The following is a 23,434-nucleotide window of genomic DNA, read 5'->3' as shown; positions in this document are numbered from 1 at the left end:
TTCCCCTATTCCTTAATAGCTACAACTCGCAGTCGGCTTCTGTCCAGATACCACTGTCCATCCCGCATCAGTTGTGGCTGTACTTTTTTCTCAACTGCTTCCATAATAACATCCTGTTCCGCAGGTGTGATACCACTGAATAAATACTCCGCGAAGCTGGTCAACCACTTTCTGGCACCTGGCTTGAACGGGGTAAATTGATCCACATGCTGAGCCAGACTAACTCGAAATCCGTGTTGCTCCAGAAGATTAGCATATTCGCCAATGGTCGGGTGATACCACGGATTCCGTCCTTCCCATTTGTATCCACGGGCATCCAGTTCTTCCTGTACCGCTGTAATTAATATAGCCGTGTTACCATTTGCAGCAAACTCAACCACGAATCGCCCGCCCCTCTTGAGCGCTAACTGTATTGATTGTACTACAGCTGGAGCATCCTTTATCCAATGCAGAACGGCATGAGAGAAGACCGCATCAAACGGTTCTTCTGTCCGATAATGACAAGCATTTGCTACTTGAATATTCATATCAGGGTATTTCTGTTTAGCTTGCCTAATCGTCTCTTCTGAAAAATCTATACCTGTTGGCAGCGCTCCTGCGGCTGCAATTTTGGCTGTCAGTTCGCCATTACCGCAACCTACATCAAGAATACGTTCACCTTGGGATGGCTGGAGCAATGATAAGATAGGTGTGCCCTGTAACGTAGCAAAAGGAGCGGAATGACCACTCGATGATTCGTTCACTTGACCGGATGAATGTCCGTTATTCATAGATTATAATCTCCTTCTCAATTAAGGATCTAATGTATCTATAATAACTTCAATATAAGAGAACTGTCAATTCACTCATCAGATCACTATAAAAAAAAGCCGCCGAATGGCGACTTTAACATTAAGAATTCGGATCAACTGAGATTTTGTTAGCCCACATATTCCATATTTCATACTCTCCTTGAATTTGTTCTGTAAACTGATGTTGTCTCGACCTCTACGGTAACTAGCTCTAACCAGCATGTGAAGTATATCTCTCGATGTACAGAATTTTCTTCATACTTGATCTGTGATTCGAGCCTGTCAATCAAAATTTGCCTCACATGGTTTGATAACCACTTCATCACCTTACTCACCAACTTTTCGAATAAACTTTAATCGCTTGGCTCTGTTAACATACTCTTAGTATGCCGAGTCATGGGCTGCAAGCGGTATATCAATCGTCTTAATTGATTGCCTGATCCTATCAGGCCCTCTTCCAATTACCTGATTGCTTCCATGAATCTTCCGGTCATCGGGCAGATTATCAAGGCATCCGCCGATGCACCCTACTTAAGTCTCAAACTCGAATTCACACCGAACCAAATTCTCGAAGTACTTAACGAATGCAATATCAAGGTAACATTCAACGAAAACGCCAGACGAGCCATGTTTGTAGGTCAGATGGAATCGTCCATTCAGGACGCTGTACTCCGACTTGTTCGATTGCTGGATACGCCGGGAGAGATACCGTTTCTGGCTCCGTTGTACGTTAAAGAAATCCTGTTCCGCCTCCTTCAAGGACCTTACGGAGGAGAACTGGCGCAGATTGCGGTTGACGGTAGCAGCACTTATCGGATCAGAGAAGCGATTGAGTACATCGTTCATCATTGGGAACAGCCATTTCGCATTGAAGATCTGGCTGAGACCGCCAGCATGAGCGTCTCTTCATTCCATCGTCACTTCAAAGAGATCACAGCTATGAGCCCATTACAATTCCAGAAACAATTAAGATTACAGGAAGCCCGGCGACTTCTGATGGCCGAATCTGCTGACGCGGCAGATGTAGCGTTCCGGGTTGGTTACGAGAGTGCTTCTCAATTTAGCCGCGAATATGCACGCATGTTCGGTGCGCCGCCAAGAGCCGATATCCGACGGCTGAAAGAGAAATATGACATGGCCTTGAGTGAGTAACCGAGTATTCACTCTCTATCTCACAACTATCACACAAAAGGCAAACCAAAAAAGGACAACCACAATGAGTTGTCCTTTTTTCAGTATCAAAATTTCTGCGTAATATCTTTTGGAATTTTCAAAATACTCGTATTTATGAAAGGAAATCGGAGCTGTTCTCCTTAATTAATGAACAAGATTAGACCAATGCTTCGACCCGTTCTGGCACGTGGATCTCTTCGTGCAATAATTGAGCGATATCACGAGTCAGTGCATCCACATTCTCTTGACGAGTTGCCCAGCTGGTGCAGAACCGCACCGCACTGTGTGTATCGTCAACCTTTTCCCAGAAGGTGAACGTATAACCGCCGCGTAATTTCTCAAGCAAACGATCAGGCAGAATCGGAAACTGCTGGTTGGTTGGTGAGTCGTACAGGAAACGTACCCCGTGCTGTTCGAGTGAATCATGAATTCTCAAGGCCATATCTACGGCATGGCGAGAAATATCGAGGTACAGACCATCTTCGAACAACGTTTCGAATTGGATACCCAGCAATCTGCCTTTGGCAAGCAGGCCACCTTTTTGTTTGATCATATAACGAAAATCTGGTTTCAGTGCATCATTCAGGATAACAACCGCTTCTCCCATCAATGCGCCAATCTTGGTTCCCCCGATGTAAAACACATCACACAAGCGTGCAAGATCAGCAAGTGTCATATCGCAAGCGCGTGAAGCGAGTGCATATCCAAGACGTGCTCCATCCACGAAAAACGGAAGACCACATGCTCTGCTCACTGTATGCAATGCTTGCAGTTCTGCCTTGCTGTACATCGTTCCATTCTCCGTTGGTTGGGATATGTAAACCATTCCTGGTTGAACACAGTGTTCCGGCGACGACTCATTCATGTGCGCATCGTAGACTGCTCTAACCTGCTCAGGCGTGATCTTTCCGTCCTCGCTTGGAACTGTGAGTACCTTATGTCCCGTAGCTTCAATAGCTCCGGTTTCATGAACCGCAATGTGTCCCGAGGACGCAGCAATCACACCTTGATATGGACGCAAAATAGAGGCAATCACCGTTGTATTTGTCTGTGTACCACCAACCAGGAAATGAACATCAGCTTGCTCATTGTCACAAGCCTGACGAATAAGCATTCTCGCCCGTTCGCAGTGTCCATCCGTGCCATACCCGCTCGTCTGTTCCAGATTGGTTTCCATCAGTCTTTGTAAAATGCGTTCATGCGCACCTTCGTTATAATCACATTCAAATCGTATCATCGTGTTGTCTCTCCTGCCTTCTTGTTCAACTTCTCTTGTATGTTCATCATGGAGGTGTATACCTCTTGAATCTCTTCTTCATTCAATTCTTGCATCAGCTTCAGGATCTGTTGATCGGATCGGTCATTCAATTGGGCATACAGTTCCTCACCCTTGGCTGTCAGACGAATCAGACTGACCCGGCTGTCGGCCGCAGAATCCACTTTCACCAGCAGTCCTTCCTTGGACAGCTTGTTCACAATTCGGCTCATGTAACTGCGATCAATGGTCAGTGTATCTACCAGATTGTTTGCAATGCTCTCTCCCCGAATCCCAATCTCAATAATGACTCGTACTTCTGCAAACGAATACCCTGTTCCAAGAATATGCTTATCGAGTACACCAAGTATGTTGGTATAAAAACGGTTAAAACGTCGCATGTCAGCCAGTATATCTGGATTTATGTACTGAGAGTCGATGTCAAACCCTCCTTTTTAGTGGACATTGTCAACATTATAATAATCACGTTAGTGGACGTTGTCAACATTATATTTTGCATAGCATTTTATAACTTCATTTTTAATATCCAATCAATAAAAAAAGCCACGCATATGCGCGGCAAGGTTGTTCTGTCATCGGAGTGACGAGTGTAATTATTTTTTGTTCAATTTACATGGATTAAGAGTGACTATATTGCACCTGATGAAGACGGCTGTATATCCCTCCAGCGGCGACCAATTCCTCGTGGTTACCCTGCTCAGCGATACCATCTGTGTTTACTACGATAATTCGATCTGCATTCTTGATAGTTGTCAGTCTGTGTGCAATCACAAGTGTAGTTCTGCCCACCGACAATTCAGCGAGTGATTGCTGGATCAGTGCTTCCGTTTCCGTATCCAGCGCAGAGGTTGCCTCATCCAGAATAAGAATGGGTGGATTTTTCAAGAACATACGAGCAATAGATAACCGTTGCTTCTGTCCTCCGGATAGCTTGACTCCACGCTCGCCAATGACCGTATCCATGCCATCAGGCAACGTGAGAATCAGTTCCTCCAATGAGGCACGACGGGCGGCATCCCAGATTTGTTCATCCGTTGCACTCAGATCACCATAAGAAATATTCTCCTTAATGGTACCCGAGAACAAAAATACATCCTGTTGAACGATTCCGATATGCTTGCGCAAGGATTGAAGCTTAACGTTACGAATGTCGACGCCATCCACAGTGATACGTCCCTCTTCTACCTCGTAGAATCTGGGCAGCAGGCTACAGATCGTCGTTTTGCCTGCACCCGAAGGACCAACAAAAGCAACCGTTTCCCCTGGTCGAACAGACAGACTGATATCACTTAGAATTCGCCGACTGGATTCATATCCGAACGAGACGTTCTCGAAGCGAATATCACCCTTCACACTTTCGAATTCAACGGCGTTTTTGCTATCCGCAATCTCAGGTTCTGTATCAATGATCTCCAGATAACGCTTGAAACCAGCGATACCCTTTGGATAACTTTCAATGACGGCATTGATTTTCTCGATCGGGCGGAAGAAGATATTGGACAGGAGCAGAAAGGCCATAAAGTCACCCATATTGATTCTGCCATCGATATAAAACCAAGCCCCGCTGATCATGACAAACACAGTAACCAGTCGCATCATCATATAACTGACCGAGATACTTTTTGCCATCGTTTTGTAGGCAAGCAGTTTGGTTTTACGGAAATTCTGATTGTCCACTGCAAAAAGTTCTTTCTCATGTTCTTCGTTGGCGAACGATTGCACAACACGCATACCCCCGACGTTGTCTTCAATACGCGCATTGAAATTGCCGACATCTCCGAAAAGTCGCCGATACGTCTTTGTCATCCGACCACCAAATACGATAATCACCCAAGCCATTATTGGGATAATGATAAAGGTAAGCAGCGCAAGCTCCAGATTAATGTTAGCCATCAGCCAGAACGATCCGATTAATGTCATTACTGCGATGAATACATCTTCAGGTCCATGGTGAGCAACCTCGCCGATATCATTCAGATCATTCGTAAGATGACCAATTAAGTGGCCTGTTTTACGATTATCAAAGAACCGGAAGGACAGCTTCTGCAAGTGAGCGAACATCTTCTCACGCATGTTGGTCTCAATGTTAATGCCCAGCATATGTCCCCAATATGTAACTACATAGTTCAATACGGTATTAAGTGCATAGATGGATAACAGCACAACACAGGCAAGCATAATGAGAGGCCAATCCTGACCTGGCAACAATTCATTAATGAATTTGCTGACGGCAAGGGGGAAAGCCAACTCCAGAAGACCTGCGAGTACAGCGCATCCAAAATCAATCAAAAACAGTTTTTTATAGGGACGATAATACGAAAAAAAACGACGAATCATACTTATTCACTCTCACTCTCCAGATCCTTATTGGGGTTTACATCTTCATTTTGCAGCTCGAAAAGATGGACATACTCATCGATGACCTGATCAATGGCTTTCAACTCCCCACTGATTATCAGGCGAATATGTTCATACTCCTCCTGTCCAAGTTGTCGGACAAGCGTTGTTCTCCGATTCTGCATTTGTTCCAGAAATACAAGAATTCGGCCACGACGGAATGTCTGCGCACCACGGCCCCGTTTTCCCTCATGTTCACCATGACCCCTTCCACGTCTGGAACGTTCACCACGTTGCTCATTGTCACTCATATCACGTCTCGGACGCTCACCTTGACGTACACTTCCATCCATCTCTTCGATAGGACGATCTCTCATTTGTGCCACCCCCATTACGTGTATACATATGTATACAACGTGTTCATGTATACGATTGTATACGCGACAAAAAGAAGTGTCAACCTAAATTTTCCAATAGATAACGAAGTATGTATATCACCATCTCCTTAACAAAAAAAAGCCGCGATTTCGCGACTTCTTTTGTTGGCGACACTATTTTATCTCACTCATAAACTTTCTATATTCTTGAACCATTTCTTTGGATCGGGTGTGATGCAAATAATGTTCTCCCTCAAATGTCATCACTTTTCCATGTACAGAATCTTTGACTTGCTCTTCATGCAAGGGTATCCAGCCTTCTGTTTCCGTATCATTCGCTTGTAAGAAGAAAATCACAGGAAGATCTTTGGGGAAGGACAGGTTCTCAGCTGCTTTGAAATTAGGACCAAAGTTTTCACCTTCATTCAGGTTGTTCGGATTAAACGTATTTTTGAGTGAAAGTATTCTAATTTGTTCTCTGGTCACATCATCAACATCGGGTGCAATCAGTTGATCAGGGGCCAGTTTCATTAACAATCGGTAGAATCCTGATTTTTTAAGCAGTTTGTACGTTTCGGTTGGAAATGGATCATCATTACCTCCCTGCGTTGGGACACTGCTCTCAATTCCGACAAATGAACTTACTTCGTTTGGATATTTATTCACATAATCCAGGCCGTATATCCCTGAAATCGAGTGAGCCATAAGCGTGTAATTATGAATACCAAGTTGCTGTAACGCTTCATGAATTTCACTAACCATATTTTCAGTGGTACGCTCTTTTTCAGTAATGTCACTTAATCCATAACCGAAAGGCTCAATGACAACAACTTTGTAAAATGGAGATAACTCATCGATAAGCGGTTTGAAATCAAGGGCTGGGGCAGGTGTTCCGTATCCAGGAAGCAATACCACCGTTTCTTTGCCTGTTCCTTGAATCAACACATTCATGTTTTTCCCGTCAACTGCTACAAACTGACCATAGGGATTTATTTTCCCTTCTTCCGATTTGTTGCTAAATACATTAACAATAAAAACAGTGGCAATAAATAATGCAAAAGCGATAACGATGGCTCCGAATATTTTGAGCAAAATGATTAATATTTTTTTCATCATGATGGTTCTCTCCTGTTGAGTTCGTTTGGTGTTCAGCCGTTTGGAAATCCATTCATTTTATTTTTTTAATGAAATTTCGAATTTGGAACCAACCTCACCTGCAAATACAATACGGCCGTTTTCTGGTAAAACAACATTATTCTTACGGCTGACCACGCTGTGATTAATACAAATTCCGGTCTGGTCATAGACAGCAAAGGCTCCATTTTCAGGCAACTTCACTGTCATGACTTTTCCTTTCGCAGTAGCTGGTACCGAAAACCATTTGGCATATCCATCTGCTTGAATGGTTGTTGCGGATCGTTTACCCGAATAGATTGGTTTCACCATTTCCTCACTAGCGTATACATAACCTGAAAATGTAAGATACTCTCCTCCGTTCTTTTTGGAGAAATGAATGTCCATCGTATCACGTCCGGCAGTACCCGGAATCTGCAATTGATTGGCTGCTTCGTTGGCTCCAATAATCTTATTATTGGACATATACCCCGGATTCTCTTTATTCAACTGAATAGGCAGGATCGATGTAGCATTAAGATAGAGCATTGATGTGTATTTCTCATTCACCAGATAATATTTTTTACCATCGCGCTTTGCCCATGCAGCGTTAATCTCCTTGGATAATTTATTGGCTTCAAGCTTCTCCCCATTATATTCTGAGAAAGCCAGCTGTCCGAGTCCTGGAACGGATATATAAGATCGTGACCACAAGTAGGTTTTCCCATTTTTCTCCACAACGAATTTCAACTTGTCTGTACCTTCGTTATTAACAAAAGTACCATCCGCTGTATAGGTGTATTCTTGAGCCGGATTACTCGGAGCTGTAAGTGAAGATACAGTCATTTTTCCAGCCGTATTTATTTTGATCTTCATAACCGAATTATTGCCGCCATATATACCTGCATATTTGGATATTCCTTTAGGCATATTTGCCTTCACAGGTACGCCAAATGATTTTTCCGGCTTCCGTTCTTTAATAACGCCCTTTTCCTCAAGTGCGCTGAGTAATAATTCATTGGCAATAAAATGATTGGTTAAGCTTGACCCGCCTGAAGAGATAACGGCTGCAGCCATATTGTATTCCGGAAGTACCACTAATGAGGACTGATAAGATAAAGTATCTCCACCTTTCATAACGGCCTTAATGCCGTATTCGTTGAATGGGAACAAGTTCACACTATCCCACCCCAACCCGTAAGACATCAGCGTATCGCTATCCTCTGGCCACATGCCTCTTTTATACTCTTCTTGCGCCATAGCTTCTACAGACTTACTGGAAAGAATACCATCAACTTCTCCCGTGAAGATTCTTGAAAATTTGACCAGATCTTCAGCGGTGGAATACAGACCTCCAGTACCGATGATATTATAATTCTCTTTTGGAAGTGGTCCCTCATAAAAAGGGGAATAGATTGCTGCCATGTCTGACGGATTAACCACATCCTGTGGTGTTTTGGTCTGTTTCATATCCAAAGGCTCCGTGAAATACTTGTGTATAAATGCGGTATAACCGATGCCGCTCACTCTTTCGACCAGAATTTCGGCTAACGTAAAGCCATCGTTGCTGTAGACTGAGTATTCGCCGGGATCTGCTTTCAGGTTTTGATTCGCCAATTGCTCCAGAAACGTATCATGTGAATACGTGTCATTATCTCCGTACAATGTGGCATTGCTGGTTGAGGTGCCCAGAAGACCGGAGGAATGATTCAGCAACATACGGGGTGTGATCTGTTTGTATCGGCTATCTTTCATTTTAAAGTCAGGCATATAGTTCACAACAGGCGCATCCAAATCAATCTTGCCTTCGTCAACCAGCTTCATTACAGCGGCTGTAAGCATCATTTTACTGGTTGAACCAATGCCATAGACGGTGTTAGAAGTAAGAGGTACCTTGTCGTTTATATCGTTCTTGCCCGTCTGACCGGACACCACAATCTCTCCACCATCGATGAGCGCATATTGCAGACTCGTCGTACCATATGTCTCGGTCAGTAATTTGGCTTTTTCGATCACGGCTTTCTTTGTTGTCTCATACGTAAGTTTGCTGTTGTTCATGGAAGCCGGTGCGGCCATTGCAGACATTGGGGCAAGTATCGTCAGCATGAGAGTCACAGCAGCTATAGTATTTCTCTTTTTTGCTGCCCTCACACTTATCTTCAGTTTTGTTACCTCTCTTGGTTTCATTCTTGCATCTACTCCTGTCTTCATCATTGTGTTAAGCCACCTTAACGTGGGCGCTAAAGACAATATAACAAACCAAGATGTCCCCCTAATGACCGCAGCATGAACGGAGGATGAACAGGCAAAAAAAGTTTGCATCATCATACGCAAGGAGGTTTATACAGGGCGTCATAGCTTTGAGAAGGCATGAAATCCAATCACTCTGTGGGTGTTGTGATTGGCAAGATGACTATGAAGGTCGTTCCTCGTCCATATTCGCTCTCCACCCGGATGTCCCCTTGATGAAGCGAGACGATCTGCTTTACAATAGCTAGTCCCATACCGCTTCCTTCATATTTCTGACTGTGGGAACGATCAGCTTTAAAGAAGCGGTCAAATATACGCTTTTGGTCTTCCGGGAGAATACCAATACCCGAATCCGATATGCGGATCGTCACGTTCTTGATATTCTGTTTGATCGTGACGTTAATTCGGGCACCATCTTCGGAAAATTTGATGGCATTGCCGAAAATATTGATCCACACCTGATTTAACTGGTCATGATCGGCCGTGATTTTGGTGGGCTGCAAATCAAGATCGAACTGAATGTTACGGGCCGACCATTGGGGTTGAATAGCGACGATTACTTGTCTGATCTGTTCATCCAGACTGAGCGTGGCGAGCCGCATTTGCAATGATTGAGATTCAAGCAAACTCAGCTTTAGCAGACTATCACTTATTTTGGACATTCGTGCAGTTTCAGTGATGATAATATCGAGATAATCGCTTCTTTCGTCATCCGGGAGGTCTACCTGCTTGAGCGCTATAGCAAAACCGGAAATGGAAGTGAGCGGAGACTGAACTTCATGGGACACGTTTGCTACGAATTCCCTGCGCATCTGCTCAAGCTGCTTTAGATCGTGCATCATTTCTTCGAAACTACGAGCCAGAGTACCTATCTCACCCTTTTGTTTAATATTAAGCTTGACATTGAAATCTCCGGCAGCTATAAGCCGGGTCGCTTCTGTCAGCTTTTTGATCGGTCTCACCAGAAACATAGCCGCAATTAGTATCAATAGGCTTCCTGCTATTAACGAACAAATCATAAAAGTTACAACAAACTTGATGAGAAATGAGGTGGAAGAGGAAGTGAGGGGCTCTACAAACATTGCTTTGCTTCCCATTTCAGTTTTTATCGGCAATCCCAAGAAGAACGTATCGATCCCATTGACTTGGACCCTTTCCCCATCCAGCACTTTCTTCACTTGTTCCGTCGTCACTGGGAAAGGATGTTGTCCTTTAAGCTCTCCGTAGGATTGGAATTGATCCGTTGCTTTATAGATTCGAATGTGATAGGAATTGAGTTGTTTCATTTCACTTATAAACATTTCTGCTTCGCGTAGAGGCAATGTCTCGTAGATGCGTACGATATCCTGGCCAAAGTCAAGCAAGGAGCCTTGTAAGTTTTCGTTTAATTTATCTTGAAATATCCAGGTTGTAGCAAGAAAAGAAAGGATTATGCCCCCGATCACAGAGACCAGAAAGGTCAGGACAACGCGTGTATACAAGGAACCGATCACTCCTGCACCTCAAGCCGGTAGCCAAGCCCGCGCACCGTTTCAATACGAAAATCGGAGATAGCCGCAAAACGTTCGCGTAGACGTTTAATATGCACGTCTATCGTTCGATCATCGCCAGTATAATTAATCCCCCAAACTTGCTGGATTATTTGCTCCCGCGTATAGACTTGTCCCGGTAATCCAGCAAGCTTATACAATAATTCGAACTCCTTAAGCGGCAAGGTGAACGACTCTGTACCCCTCATGACCTTATAAGTCTGCCGGTTCAGGATGACGTTGCCTAACTGGATGGTCTGCGTTAAACCTATACGGTATCGTTTCAACAGTGCCTTGACGCGAGCCATCAACTCAAGCGGATCGAATGGCTTCGTCATATAGTCATCTGTCCCAAGCTGAAATGCTTGTACTTTCTCCCAGGTCTCGTTTCTTGCCGTCAACATTAGTAACGGAAGATCCGGATTGGCTCTTCGAAGTTCCTCACATAATGCCCAACCGTCCATGACCGGCATCATAATATCAAGAATGACCAAATCGACTGGCGTGGAGGTATAGATAGCCAGGGCTTCCTTTCCGTCTGCGGCGTTGATGGTTGTAAATCCGTCGTTGCGCAAAAATAAACAGACAAGTTTGCGAATGTTCGCATCGTCGTCAGCAACTAATATCGTAGGCATCGTTTCCACTCCCCTAAAAAAGAATAATTCTTCAGTTAAGCAAGAGTGAAGAATTCTAACTGAAGTGACAAACTAATTATAGTTAAATTGAACAAAAGCAGCCGATTACATTGTTCGGCTGCCTTCTTAGTTTCGTTAAATTAACCTATCATGTTAGCTCAATCATATCAACTCTGAGATAAACATTGGTGTAGCTCCATCCTCCGTATTAAAGCCAAATTTATTATAGAAATCCACTGCATGAGGATAAGAAATTAATACTTTTGTTTTGCACTCTTTATATCGATCAAGCATTATATTCATCATTTCCTTACCTATACCTATACTCTGATAACTCGGATTAATAAGCATATAATGAAAATATACCGTTAAAACACCATCTGACAAAGCATTTATTAAACCGACAAGCTTTCCTCCTTCCCAAGCGGTAACAATTGAATGAGACCCTACGATTGCTTGTAAAAGCTCGTTTGGATACTTACCAGACTCCCATTCTACCGAAAGAAATAACTCTTGGAGTGCATCCTTAGTGATATCCTCTTTGCTTGAAGCGTAATAAATACTCACCCTATACCTTCCTCTCATAAAACTAACTACGGCACAACATCTGTTTTAAACTCCCATATTTCTATGGTTTTGCAATCCTCATGAAGCAATAAAATAATACCGACAAAGCCACTTCGGATTTCTCAAAGTGAATAATCACTACATTTACCTCAATATACTATTAAAAATATATATACAAAATGGATTAAACGAAGTCGAATTTGTATTTATTTACATGTGAGAATTCATGAAAATACTTCTTTTACATAAGCATACTAATCCTGAGAGACTTTAGCGTTAATCTGCCCCTTAGTTTAACTGAAAGACAGTCGACTATATAGCCGGCTGTCTACTTAGAGGGATAATACCATTCTGCAACTTTTTTCTGTTCATGTTCTTGCTACCTTACTAGAACTCGTCTATTTCAATGAAATTTCGAACTTGGAACCAACCTCACCTGCAAATACAATGCGGCCGTTCTCTGGTAAAACAACCTCGTTCACACCGCTGACTACGGTGTGATTAATACAAATCCCCTTCTGATCATATACGGCAAAGGCGCCAGTTGCAGGCATTTTAACCGTCATGACTTTTCCTTTCACCGTTGCTGGTAACGAAAACCATCTGGCATATCCATCTGCTTGAATCGTTGCTAGAGATTGTTTACCCGAATAGAGTGGTTGTACCATTTCCTCACTGGCGTATATGCTACCAACGGCTGTAATGTACTCTACTCCGTTCTTTTTAGCAAAATAAATCTCCTTTGTATCACGTCCAGCCAGGCCAGGGATTTGCAGCTCCGTGACTGCTTCGTTTGCTCCAATAATCTTAGTATTGGATACATACCCAGGCGTCTCTTTGTCCAAATGAATAGGGAGAATTGGTACCGAATTGAGATAAACCGTTGATGTATATTTCTCATTCAGAAGGTAATATTTTTTACCTTCACGCTGCTCCCATGAGGCCGTAATATCCTGGGATAATTCATTGGCTTCCAGCTTTTCCATTTTATATTCGGAGAAAGCCAATTGTCCAAGTCCTGGTAAGGATATATAAGATCGATACCACAGATAAGTCCTTCCATTCTTCTCCTTAACAAATTTCAACTTTTCCGTGCCTTCATCGTTAACAAAAGTACCATCTGCTGTATAGGTGTATTTTTGAACCGGATCACTTGGAGCTGAAGGTGTGGATACAGTCATTTGTCCAGCAGTATTCATTTCGATCTTCTTAACCGAATTATTGCCGCCATATATACCTGCATTCGTGGCTATTTCTTTAGGTATATCTGCCTTCACTGGAACACCAAACGATTTTTCCGGCTTCCGTTCTGTAATAATGCCCTTTTCCTCAAGTGCGCTGAGTAATAATTCACTCGCAATGAACTGATCTTTGGCACTTGTCCCACCTGATGAGGTAACGGCTGCAGCCAGATTATATTCCGGCAGTACGACTAATGATGAGTGATACGATATGGTATCTCCACCTTTTGTTACTGCCTTGATACCATATTCACTGAATGGGTACAGATTTACACTATCCCACCCTAATCCGTAAGATATAGACGTATCGCCACCCTCTGGCCACATGCCTTTTTTGTATTCTTCTTGCGCCATGGCTTCTACAGACTTATCGGTAAGAATGCCTTGGACCTCTCCCGTGAAGATTTGTGAAAACTTCGCAAGATCTTCAGCGGTGGAATAAATGCCTCCAGTAGCGATAACATTATAATTCTCTTGTGGAAGCTGACCCTCATACATAGGAGAATAGATTCCCGCCATTGCTGCCGTGTCAACCACATCCTGTGGTGTTTTGGTATGTTTCATGTCCAAAGGTTCCGTAAAATATTGGTGTATAAAAGCTGTAAAACTCATGCCGCTAACACGTTCAACCATAATCTCGGATAACGTAAACCCATCGTTACTATACACCGAGAACTCGCCGGGATCTGCCTTCAGGTTTTGACTTGCCAATTGGTCCAGAAACGTATCATGTGAGTACGTATCATTATCCCCATACAATGTGGCATTACTGCCCGTGCCTCCCAGCAGACCGGAAGAATGATTCAACAGCATGCGTGGTGTGATTTGTTTGTAGCGATGATCTTTCATCTGAAAATCAGGTATATAGTTCACAACAGGCAGATCCAAATCCACCTTGCCTTCGTCAACTAACTTCATAACAGAAGCTGTGAGGAACATTTTACTCGTTGATCCTATGCCATAGATCGTATCCGGCGTAAGAGGCACCTTGTTGTTTTTATCGTTTTTGCCCGTCTGACCGGACACCACAATCTCTCCACCATCGATAAGGGCATATTGCAGACTTGTGATTCCATGTTTCTCGGTGAGTAACTTGGCTTTCTCCATCACGGTTTTCTTGGTTGGTTCATACGTAAGATCACTGCTACTTGTAGTAGGCGCAGCCATTACAGACATTGGAGCTAACATCGTTAATGCCAGCATTAACACGGCGATTGAAATGCGTTTTCCCTTTTGTCGTCCCATTCACATCATCTCCTGAATTTTAAGTGTTTTGGTTATTTGATTTCTTCTGGGTCTACAAATTTCACCTCCGGATACAAGTCGTTTGGTCCCTGAATGAGATCTCCGCCCGTTCCTTTCAATTGCTTATTAAAGAAATCGAGTACATATTGATTTACGATGTTTGATCCTCTTTTACCATTGATATCTCCTGTGATACCGGACAGTTTAACCAGCTCTGAATAGAACTGAAGGTCCGTGAAATTGAAGTGCTGGGTTCCTTCTACATAGATCACTTTTCCCCCATGATTCATAACATTTTTCATAATGTGCAGCTCATCTGAAAGAGATTTAGTTACTTCATCATCCGAATTTCTATCTATTTCAAAGTTGGCGAACCAGTCTTCAAAACTTCCCGATCGGATGAACATAAACGGCTTGTTTATATCATCTCTATTTTCCACTTCATATAGTGACCCATCCATATTAACCCCGGCCTTGATTCTCTGATCTAAATACGTTGCATTAAACGCGGTTGCACCCCCAAAAGAATGCCCCATCGCGCCGATGTGATCTAGATCGATTTTCCCTTTAAACTGACTTTCGATTGCACCTGAATTCAGCTTTTCGATTTGATCGATTACAAACTCCACATCTTTCGTCCATATACTCCCTGTTTTTGTACGTTCATCTAGTGTAGTCGTGCTTTTTTTATAATCCGTTACACGGCCATCTGGAAAAAGAGTAGCAAAGGTGCTATACGTATGATCGATGGTGACCACGATATACCCATGACTTGCCAGATTCTCGGCCTGTGATACATGTAGAACTCTACTGGTTCCCATACCATGAGATAGTAGTACCACGGGATAAGGACTTGTAGAAGGTAATATTTCAACATTTTCATAAGAGTTGGTTTGACTATACTTCAAGTAGTCGAGCAAAAATTCGGGCAGTTTTAAAGAATTAGAGAAGCTCTGAATATACTTTTTGAACATTTCTTTATCTTTTGGAAACAGCGTGTCACGCTTGTTATTATTGCTGTTTTCAGTTGGGTACCAAACTTGAACCATTAGTTCTCTCTTATCGCTTTGATCTTCAGTGAAGATTTCGTCTCTGTTCTGGTCTGTTAAATGAAATGTTTGAGTACCCACCTTCTCTGGACCATCAAGCTTCGGCAGATTAAAAACAGGTAAGTATACAGACAAGACGGTAGAACCAACAAGCAGAATGACGATTAAGGAAGATAAACTATATTTCAAGAACTTCCCTATTTTAAGATTCGCCATCTTATCGGAATGTCTGAATAAAACGATGATTATGAATAGAGCCGTCATGATATATACCAAAAGCAACTGCCATCTGTATCCCTCAACAAACAATTGAACTAATAATATAACGCTACTTCCTATACCCAAACCCAAACCTATTTTCTTTGCACTTCTTTTAATAAATAGTAGGTCTATGAGTAACGCGAAACAGGATAGAACTAACAGTATCTCAAATAATCTCAATTGAATTCCTCTCTCTCATCACGGACTTTTACAGAATTATTATTTCGCTTCGTTCATGAATGCTCTAACATCTTTTGCTATTTCTTTGAATAACGTATGGTGCAAGTAATGTTCGCCATCCATGGTGATTACTTTCCCATGTACTGAATCTTTGATCTGCCCTTCATGCAGCGGTATCCATCCTTCTACACCTTCATTATTCGCTTGTACAAAGAGAAGAAGTGGAAGGTTTTTAGGGAAGGTTAATCCTTGGGCTCCTTTAAAATTGGAAGCAATATGGTCCATTTCATTCAAAGTCGTGGAACTGTTCGAGTTTTTATTCGACAGCATGTTCATCTGCTCTACGGTATGTTTATCAAATGCGAGTCCAGCATAGGGGTCACTACTAAATTTGACCACCAATCTTTGGAGACCTGATTTTTTAAGAAATGCGAACGTTTTAGTAGGTAATTTGGCATCCATACCCGGTTGTGTTGAAACACTGCTATCAATTCCGACAAATGCCGTGACCTCATCCGGATATTTGTTCACATAATCAATGCCATAAATGCCTGCAATGGAGTGACCCATGAGCATGTACTGATGAATATCGAGTTGCTGCAGAGCTTCATGAACTTCACTTACGATATTCTCTGTGGTTCGTTCTTTTTCAGTAGCATCACTTAACCCATACCCGAATGGCTCAACCGCCACAACTTTGTAATATGGTGATAGTTCGTCAATGAGCAGTTTAAAATCAAGCGCTGGTGCTGCTGTTCCAAAACCAGGCAGAAGTACAATCGTTTCCTTGCCTTCACCTTGAATGAGTACATTCATATTTTTCCCGTCTACAGATACATGCTGACCATAGGAATCGATTTTCTTGGCCTCTGAATTACTACTGATCACATTGGTGATATAAACAATACCTAGAAATAGAATAATGGCGATTACGATTGCTCCTACTATTTTCAGTATCATGTTTCTCACTTTTTTGGCCTTTGATCTATTCTTTGTTTTCTTTTCCGCTGGCTGCGTCGTCAGTGTTATCTTCTCCTGTCTTGAACTGATAGTTCGATTGTCTTTTTTGCTGCTAATGAAATCTTATCCAATGAAAATGTACTCCCCGTGACGTCAATATGAACTGAATATGAACAAGCCAATTCATTTATATTTACTGCTGCGTCATAAATCCCCTGAATTTTTCAGCAATTTCTTTGGGATGGGAACGATACAAATAATGATTTGCTTCCAGCAGCACCACTTCACCACGCACAGAGTTCTCTATTAACTTCTCGTGTTCCGGAACCCAATTGTCTGCTGCCGGATGATTCTTTTGAACAAAGAAAAGAACTGGAAGATTAACAGGGAAAGTTAGTTGTTCAGATGTTTTAAAGTTGGAATACATACTTTCTGCCTCATTTAATTGCGTGGTATTATACATATTTTTGCGTATCAAAATGTTCAATTGTTCTTTCGTTTGCTCATCATAAGGCAGTCCATCATAAGGGTCAGCACTCAGTTTCAGTTGCACTCGGGCGAAACCCAAGTTGCGGAACCATTTAATCGGTTGTGTATCTGATGAATCAATCTTCTGTTCACTTATCGCTGGAACACTGCTATCCAGCCCAACATATGCACTTATTTCATCTGCATACTTGTTCACGTAATCCAGGCTATAGATCCCCGAAATGGAATGACCCATGAGGATATAACGATCAATATGTAGACGCTGTAACGCTTCATGAATTTCACTGACGATATTTGCTGTGCTGCGTTCCTTTTTGGTCTGATCACTCAATCCGTAACCAAAGGGCTCAACAACGACAACTTTATAATATGGAGATAACTCGGAGATAAGAGGTTTAAAATCAAGCGCTGGTGCCGCTGTTCCAAAACCAGGCAGAAGCACAATCGTTTCCTCGCCTTCGCCTTGAATGAACACATTCATATTTTTTCCGTCTACGGATACATGTTGACCATACGGTTCCATTCTTTTTTGCTCCGAATAACTGCTGATTTTATTGACGGTATATACGATAGCTGCAAAAAGTAAGATTGCTATAATGATTGCGCAAAGTACTTTAAACAAAATGCTTAACACTTTCTTGGTTTTGCTTTTACTCTGGACTCCTCTGTCTGCTTGTAGATTCACATTCATCTGCTCCTATCCTCATCTTTATATTGGCCTGGCAGGCCGCTTAAGAAATCCTAATCAAGAAAGATGTACTCCCCATGACCGGAATATGAACGGAGTATGAACAAGCAAAAAAAATGTCCTATGTAACATACAAGGAAGCTTGCATGTTACATAGGACATGAACATTCGGTTTAGATAATCCGATGGATATTCTATTCATTGGCCTAACCTGTGAGCCTAACTATCCGTTGGTGGATGGATGGGCAACGTAATCATAAAGGTCGTGCCTTGACCAGGTTCGCTTTCCACTTGGATGTCACCCTGATGAAGGGAGACGATCTGTTTAACGATAGCAAGTCCCATACCACTCCCGTCATATTTGCGGCTGTGGGAACGATCTGCCTTGAAAAAACGGTCGAATATACGCTTCTGATCTTCCAGGGGAATTCCAATGCCCGTGTCGGATATTCGAACAGTCACATTTTTGAAGTCCTCTTCGATACTGACTTTAATCATACCGCCATCCTTGGAAAACTTGATGCTATTTCCGATGATGTTTGTCCATACCTGATTTAACTGATCGTGATCAGCCGTAACCTTCACGTTCTCCAAATCAAGCTCGAAATGAATGTTGCGCCCAGACCATTGCGGCTGAAGCGCCACGATGACCCGCCTGATCTGTTCATCAAGGCTTAAGGTGGTGAGCCGTAGTTGCTGTGACTGCGATTCAAGCAAACTCAGCTTCAGCAGGCTATCGCTCATTTTGGACATTCTTTTTGCTTCTGAGATGATAATATCCAGGTAACGGTTTCGTTCTTGTTCTGAGAGATTTACTTGCTTCAGTGCCGAAGCGTAACCGGATATCGAGGTGAGCGGAGACTGAACCTCATGCGAAACATTGGTAACGAATTCCCTGCGCATCTGCTCCAACTGCTGAAGATCATGCATCATTTCTTCAAAGCTGCGGGCCAATGTACCAATCTCCGTCGTTTGTTTAATGTTCAGCTTGACGTTGAAGTCTCCAGCTGCAATCCGTTTGGTCGCTTTGGTCAATTTTTTGATCGGTCTAACCAGATATACAGAAGCAACCACAATCAACAAACTTCCTACAATCAAGGAACAGCTTGCAAAAATCAAGCCAAACTGGACCACAAAAGAGGCTGAGGGCGGTGAGAGTGTTTCTAGAAACATCGCTCTTGTACCCGTTTCCGTCTTGATCGGTAGCCCCAAAAGAACGGTAGCGATACCTTTAGGTGTGTCCTGCACAACCCCTCCGTTTAACACCTTCTTGAGTTGATCCGTCGATACGGGGGATGATTTATGTTCGTTAAGCTTCCCATAAGACTGGAACTTGCCCGTTGCATCATAAATTCGAATATGATACGAATCAAGTTGCTTCATTCTACTAACGAATGATTCTGCTTCATCAGCAGGCAGCGTCTTATAAATCTGCACAACGTCCTGGCCAAAGTTGCGTATGTTAATTTGAGCATTTTCATTCAATTGATCTTCGAATATCCAGGTTGACATAAAAAATGAAATAATCGTGCCTGTGATGACTGACACCAGAAAGGTCAGAACAACACGAATATATAAGGATCTGATCATTCATAGACCTCAAGTCTGTACCCTAGCCCACGCACCGTTTCAATCCGAAAATCAGGTGTAGTGGCGAATCGTTCGCGCAGGCGTTTAATATGTACGTCTATTGTTCGATCATCTCCCGCGTAATCAATACCCCATATCTGATCGATTAATTGCTCACGTGTATAGACTTGTCCTGGTGTTCCAGCAAGCTTATACAGCAATTCGAACTCCTTAAGTGGTAACGTAAGCGACTCTGCACCTCTCATCACCTTATACGTCTGACGGTCCAGAATGACGTTGCCAAACTGGATTGTGTGTGTGGAGCCGATTTTGTATCGTTTCAGTAATGCTCGGACACGAGCGGTCAGCTCTAATGGATCAAACGGTTTGGTCAAATAATCATCCGTACCCAGTTCGAATCCTTTCACCTTCTCCCAAGTCTCTCCTCTCGCCGTCAGCATGAGTAACGGGAGGTCGGGATTGGCTCTTCGGAGTTCTTTGCACAGTGCCCAACCATCCATGACAGGCATCATAATATCAAGGACGACCAGATCCACTGGAGTTTCGCCATATATAGTGAGAGCTTCCTTACCGTCCGCAGCTTCCACTGTTGTGAATCCATCGTTTTTGAGAAATAGACAGACGAGTTCACGAATGTTCGCATCGTCGTCTGCAACGAGTATAGTAGCCATATGTTTTTTCTGTCCTCTCCGTTACGTTTAAATATATAGTCCAACTTGTATAGTAAATATTAAAACATCTTGCTTATAGTATATCCACAGCAAACATCGTATGTTCTTTCAACGTTCCCTGGATTGGCACAGGCTGTGACCCATTCTCCTTGAATCCTGCTTTTTGAAGGACACGAATGGAACCTGTATTATCGGGTACAGCGCCAGCTTCGATTCGAGTAATTTCAGTTTCGTGTTTGGCAAATTCCAGTACACATTGCAGGGCTTCGCTCATATATCCTTTTCCTTGATGCAGAGTATCCGTCATATAACCAACGATCCATTTTGGGGTAGAATCCAGTATGATCTCGAACAAAGAAATTTCACCGACGAGTTCATCCGTTGTATGTAGAAAATACCAAAAGAATAGCGATTTCCTTCTTCTCTCTTCTTGTTCCAGCTCTCAATGAGTGACCTTTGCCCTTCCAAGCTGTAGAAAGACTCGTCCCGATCACTTGCTGATATGTTCTCTATTTCCCCACGGTTGCGAACCTGTAGATCCAGAAGCAATGCGGCATCATCCACATTCCAAAATCTCACATAGATACGTTCTGCACTATATTTCATCACATTATTCCTCCTCTATTAACGTTAGGTGCAATTGTAGCATGATTATATCAGGTCATTATAAGAGTACGAGCGGATCAACGAGAATTGTTTCGCCAGAAAATGCGGGGAATATGGCATATCATTACGCAACCAGGCAACGATGGTTCCAATCAGAGCCGAAGAACCGTACCATATTGCGATTTCTTTGTGAATGCCGGATTCTTCGAGTTCATCTTCCATCTCTACCCGATCAATTTTGGCTTTGACCAGCGTACTCAACAATTTAAGCAGTCGTTCGGTAAAAATCGGTGTGCGCTTTGTAGCAAGAACCACTTGATAGAACGAGGCGTTCTCTGCAAAATGCTCCAGTAACTTGACTAGAACAGGCCAAGCCTCTTCCGTTCTTTGTTTCTCAAAATGAGGGGCATATTCATCCACGATCCGTTCAATATTCTCAATCATCTCATCCGCCATCTTCTCCATCATATCCGTAATATCACGATAGTGCAGGTAGAAGGTTACCCGATTGATCGTCGCTCGTTCGGCAATTTTGTTGACTGACAACTTCTCAATATCCATTTCCTGCAGCAATTCAACAAATGCACCTCGAATTAACTGACGTGTTCGCAATATTCTTGGGTCCACGGCTGATTTCTTCTCGTCTTTCACGTGTATCCCTCCCATCAAATTTTAAACATTACAATTTTAAACAAACAGTCGTTTATTTTTGATTTACACAACAAATTCATTTTATTTGTAAAATAAACGACGAAAACACGTCATAACGTAAATTGTAATCTGTCCGAATATGTATATAATTCAATAAATACAATGTAAACTATACAACACGTTGTAAATTTAGTCACGTGTGGATTGAAAGGATGAAAAGGATTGAGTCAGGCTAGAGTACAAGAAGAATTATCCGTAAAGAAAGGCCCCATCCTGTTTATCATGATTTTGGGAGCCTTCCTTGCAACGTTGAATCAAACGATCATGAGTGTCGCTACACCGGAACTGATGGGTGATTTTAACATCTCCGCCGCAACAGCACAATGGTTAACGACAGGTTACATGCTGGTGAACGGGGTGCTTATCCCGATCACGGCCTACTTCATGCAACGCTTTTCAACCAAGCAATTATTCCAAGCTTCCATGTTTATTTTCCTGATTGGTACTATCGTATCTGCTCTTGCAGATAACTTTGGCACACTGCTGACAGGACGTATGATTCAGGCAGCGGGTGCTGGCATTATCATGCCGCTCTTAATGCACGTTATTTTGACCTTGTTTGCTCCTGAAAAACGAGGATCTGCAATGGGTATGGTTGGTTTTGCCATCATTTTTGCCCCTGCAATCGGGCCTACCCTTGCCGGTTATATCCTCGAGAACTACTCTTGGCAAACGATGTTCTACGGCATGATTCCATTAACTCTTATTGTCATTGCTTTTGCGTTTGTATACCTGAAGAATGTATCCGAACGGGTCAACACAAAGTTCGACACAATCAGTGTGGTGCTCTCCACGATCGGATTTGGCGCATTGCTCTATGGTTTCAGCAGAGCAGGAAGTCTGGGATGGTCAAGTGCAGAAGTTCTTATCTGCATTGGGGCTGGAATTGTTTCTCTTGCCCTGTTTACATGGAGACAGCTCGTTTCTGAAACTCCGCTGCTTGATCTGCGGGCATTCAAATACAACATGTTCTCCTTGACCACGGTCATTAGTATCGCGATTACAATGATCATGTATGCTGACATGATGTTGCTTCCCTTGTATCTCCAGAACGCACGTGGTTACACTGCACTGGAGTCCGGATTATTACTCCTTCCGGGTGCTCTTGTCATGGGCTTCCTGATGCCAGTAGCCGGAAAATTGTTTGACCGATTTGGAGCGAAATGGCTCGCTGTTATCGGGATGGTGATCACCATCGTGACAACAATTGGTTTCATCGACTTAACGGATTCAACCAGTTATGGTTACCTGGTATTAATGTCTACCGGCCGCCGAATTGGTATGGCTCTGCTCATGATGCCGATTCAGACTGCGGGACTTAACCAACTGCCACCAAGACTTGGTGCACACGGTACAGCTATCTCCAACACCGTCAGACAAGTGGCTGGTGCTGTAGGTACTTCATTACTCGTAAGTGTCATGACCTCCCGTACAACAGCGCACGTACAGGATATGATGGCGACTGGTGCAGCCAATGGTCTCAGTCAAAAACAGCTTGCTACAGAATCCATGATCCAGGGTATCAATGATGCTTATGTTGTTATCATCGGTATCGCTGTTGTGGGATTGGTCCTTTCCTTCTTTATCAAACGCACCAAACAAGCCAAAGAGGAAGAAATCAAACAGGTGGTAAGACAAAAAGTTTCTATGAATTCAAATTAAGGTGTCCAGCCTCATACTTGCTTGCATAACAAA

The 23,434-nt window shown here is 42.9% G+C and carries 20 protein-coding genes and 1 pseudogene; 2 read left to right on the top strand and 19 right to left on the bottom strand.

The window, feature by feature from the left end; genetic code table 11:
- Window positions 1-5 precede the first annotated feature (5 nt).
- Window positions 6-770 (bottom strand): methyltransferase domain-containing protein, encoded by a 765-nt coding sequence (locus MKY01_RS14530; RefSeq protein WP_339286785.1) that lies wholly within the window; start codon window positions 768-770, stop codon window positions 6-8.
- Between the two features lie 477 nt (window positions 771-1,247).
- Between MKY01_RS14530 and MKY01_RS14525 the strand changes: the two are divergent.
- Window positions 1,248-1,943, top strand: a pseudogene (locus MKY01_RS14525) (AraC family transcriptional regulator); the annotation flags it as partial.
- Between the two features lie 178 nt (window positions 1,944-2,121).
- Here MKY01_RS14525 and MKY01_RS14520 read toward each other — a convergent pair.
- From MKY01_RS14520 to MKY01_RS14435, 18 genes are all read right to left on the bottom strand, one after another.
- On the bottom strand, window positions 2,122-3,201 hold the full coding sequence (locus MKY01_RS14520; protein ID WP_339286783.1) for a low specificity L-threonine aldolase: 1,080 nt from the start codon (window positions 3,199-3,201) through the stop codon (window positions 2,122-2,124).
- The gene (locus MKY01_RS14515) at window positions 3,198-3,620 is read right to left on the bottom strand and encodes a MarR family winged helix-turn-helix transcriptional regulator (RefSeq protein ID WP_036670809.1); all 423 of its coding nucleotides are present in this window, start codon (window positions 3,618-3,620) and stop codon (window positions 3,198-3,200) included. Before MKY01_RS14515 ends, MKY01_RS14520 begins: the two co-directional genes overlap by 4 nt.
- A gap of 238 nt (window positions 3,621-3,858) precedes the next feature.
- Window positions 3,859-5,577, bottom strand: a complete 1,719-nt coding sequence (locus MKY01_RS14510) for an ABC transporter ATP-binding protein (RefSeq protein WP_339286781.1) — start codon at window positions 5,575-5,577, stop codon at window positions 3,859-3,861.
- A 2-nt stretch (window positions 5,578-5,579) separates the two neighbouring features.
- Entirely contained in the window at window positions 5,580-5,954 is a 375-nt protein-coding gene (locus tag MKY01_RS14505; RefSeq protein WP_339286780.1) for a hypothetical protein, read from the bottom strand.
- Window positions 5,955-6,128: 174 nt separating this feature from the next.
- Window positions 6,129-7,070 (bottom strand): alpha/beta hydrolase, encoded by a 942-nt coding sequence (locus MKY01_RS14500; RefSeq protein WP_127548341.1) that lies wholly within the window; start codon window positions 7,068-7,070, stop codon window positions 6,129-6,131.
- A gap of 57 nt (window positions 7,071-7,127) precedes the next feature.
- Window positions 7,128-9,254 carry a serine hydrolase domain-containing protein gene (locus MKY01_RS14495; protein ID WP_339287173.1) on the bottom strand — a complete coding sequence of 709 codons (2,127 nt, stop codon included), beginning with the start codon at window positions 9,252-9,254 and terminating at the stop codon, window positions 7,128-7,130.
- Between the two features lie 194 nt (window positions 9,255-9,448).
- Window positions 9,449-10,810 (bottom strand): HAMP domain-containing sensor histidine kinase, encoded by a 1,362-nt coding sequence (locus tag MKY01_RS14490; RefSeq protein WP_339286778.1) that lies wholly within the window; start codon window positions 10,808-10,810, stop codon window positions 9,449-9,451.
- A complete protein-coding gene (locus MKY01_RS14485; protein WP_047842858.1) occupies window positions 10,807-11,481 on the bottom strand; it encodes a response regulator transcription factor in 675 nt (224 codons plus the stop codon). Before MKY01_RS14485 ends, MKY01_RS14490 begins: the two co-directional genes overlap by 4 nt.
- 162 nt (window positions 11,482-11,643) lie before the next feature.
- Entirely contained in the window at window positions 11,644-12,048 is a 405-nt protein-coding gene (locus MKY01_RS14480) for a GNAT family N-acetyltransferase (RefSeq protein ID WP_339286776.1), read from the bottom strand.
- Between the two features lie 398 nt (window positions 12,049-12,446).
- On the bottom strand, window positions 12,447-14,534 hold the full coding sequence (locus MKY01_RS14475) for a serine hydrolase domain-containing protein (protein WP_339286775.1): 2,088 nt from the start codon (window positions 14,532-14,534) through the stop codon (window positions 12,447-12,449).
- 32 nt (window positions 14,535-14,566) lie between these two features.
- A complete protein-coding gene (locus tag MKY01_RS14470; protein ID WP_339286774.1) occupies window positions 14,567-16,024 on the bottom strand; it encodes an alpha/beta fold hydrolase in 1,458 nt (485 codons plus the stop codon).
- Between the two features lie 39 nt (window positions 16,025-16,063).
- The gene (locus MKY01_RS14465) at window positions 16,064-16,984 is read right to left on the bottom strand and encodes an alpha/beta hydrolase (protein ID WP_339286773.1); all 921 of its coding nucleotides are present in this window, start codon (window positions 16,982-16,984) and stop codon (window positions 16,064-16,066) included.
- 193 nt (window positions 16,985-17,177) lie between these two features.
- A complete protein-coding gene (locus tag MKY01_RS14460; protein WP_339286771.1) occupies window positions 17,178-18,158 on the bottom strand; it encodes an alpha/beta hydrolase in 981 nt (326 codons plus the stop codon).
- 222 nt (window positions 18,159-18,380) lie between these two features.
- Window positions 18,381-19,751: a HAMP domain-containing sensor histidine kinase gene (locus MKY01_RS14455; RefSeq protein ID WP_127548329.1), complete on the bottom strand. Its 1,371-nt coding sequence runs from the start codon at window positions 19,749-19,751 to the stop codon at window positions 18,381-18,383.
- Window positions 19,748-20,422, bottom strand: a complete 675-nt coding sequence (locus tag MKY01_RS14450) for a response regulator transcription factor (protein ID WP_282321525.1) — start codon at window positions 20,420-20,422, stop codon at window positions 19,748-19,750. The genes MKY01_RS14455 and MKY01_RS14450 overlap by 4 nt, the downstream gene beginning before the upstream one ends.
- A gap of 73 nt (window positions 20,423-20,495) precedes the next feature.
- Window positions 20,496-20,783, bottom strand: a complete 288-nt coding sequence (locus tag MKY01_RS14445) for a GNAT family N-acetyltransferase (RefSeq protein ID WP_339287172.1) — start codon at window positions 20,781-20,783, stop codon at window positions 20,496-20,498.
- Window positions 20,726-21,028 carry a hypothetical protein gene (locus MKY01_RS14440; RefSeq protein WP_339286770.1) on the bottom strand — a complete coding sequence of 101 codons (303 nt, stop codon included), beginning with the start codon at window positions 21,026-21,028 and terminating at the stop codon, window positions 20,726-20,728. The genes MKY01_RS14445 and MKY01_RS14440 overlap by 58 nt, the downstream gene beginning before the upstream one ends.
- A 45-nt stretch (window positions 21,029-21,073) precedes the next feature.
- Window positions 21,074-21,679: a TetR/AcrR family transcriptional regulator gene (locus tag MKY01_RS14435; protein WP_047842851.1), complete on the bottom strand. Its 606-nt coding sequence runs from the start codon at window positions 21,677-21,679 to the stop codon at window positions 21,074-21,076.
- Window positions 21,680-21,961: 282 nt separating this feature from the next.
- Between MKY01_RS14435 and MKY01_RS14430 the strand changes: the two genes are divergently transcribed.
- Window positions 21,962-23,401, top strand: coding sequence for a DHA2 family efflux MFS transporter permease subunit (locus tag MKY01_RS14430; RefSeq protein WP_237175774.1), 1,440 nt, complete (start codon window positions 21,962-21,964; stop codon window positions 23,399-23,401).
- Window positions 23,402-23,434 lie beyond the last annotated feature (33 nt).

Source organism: Paenibacillus sp. FSL R5-0486 (assembly GCF_037975155.1).
GTDB classification, from domain to species: Bacteria; Bacillota; Bacilli; order Paenibacillales; family Paenibacillaceae; genus Paenibacillus; species Paenibacillus amylolyticus.
This window is presented reverse-complemented; position numbering and strand designations above follow the sequence as displayed.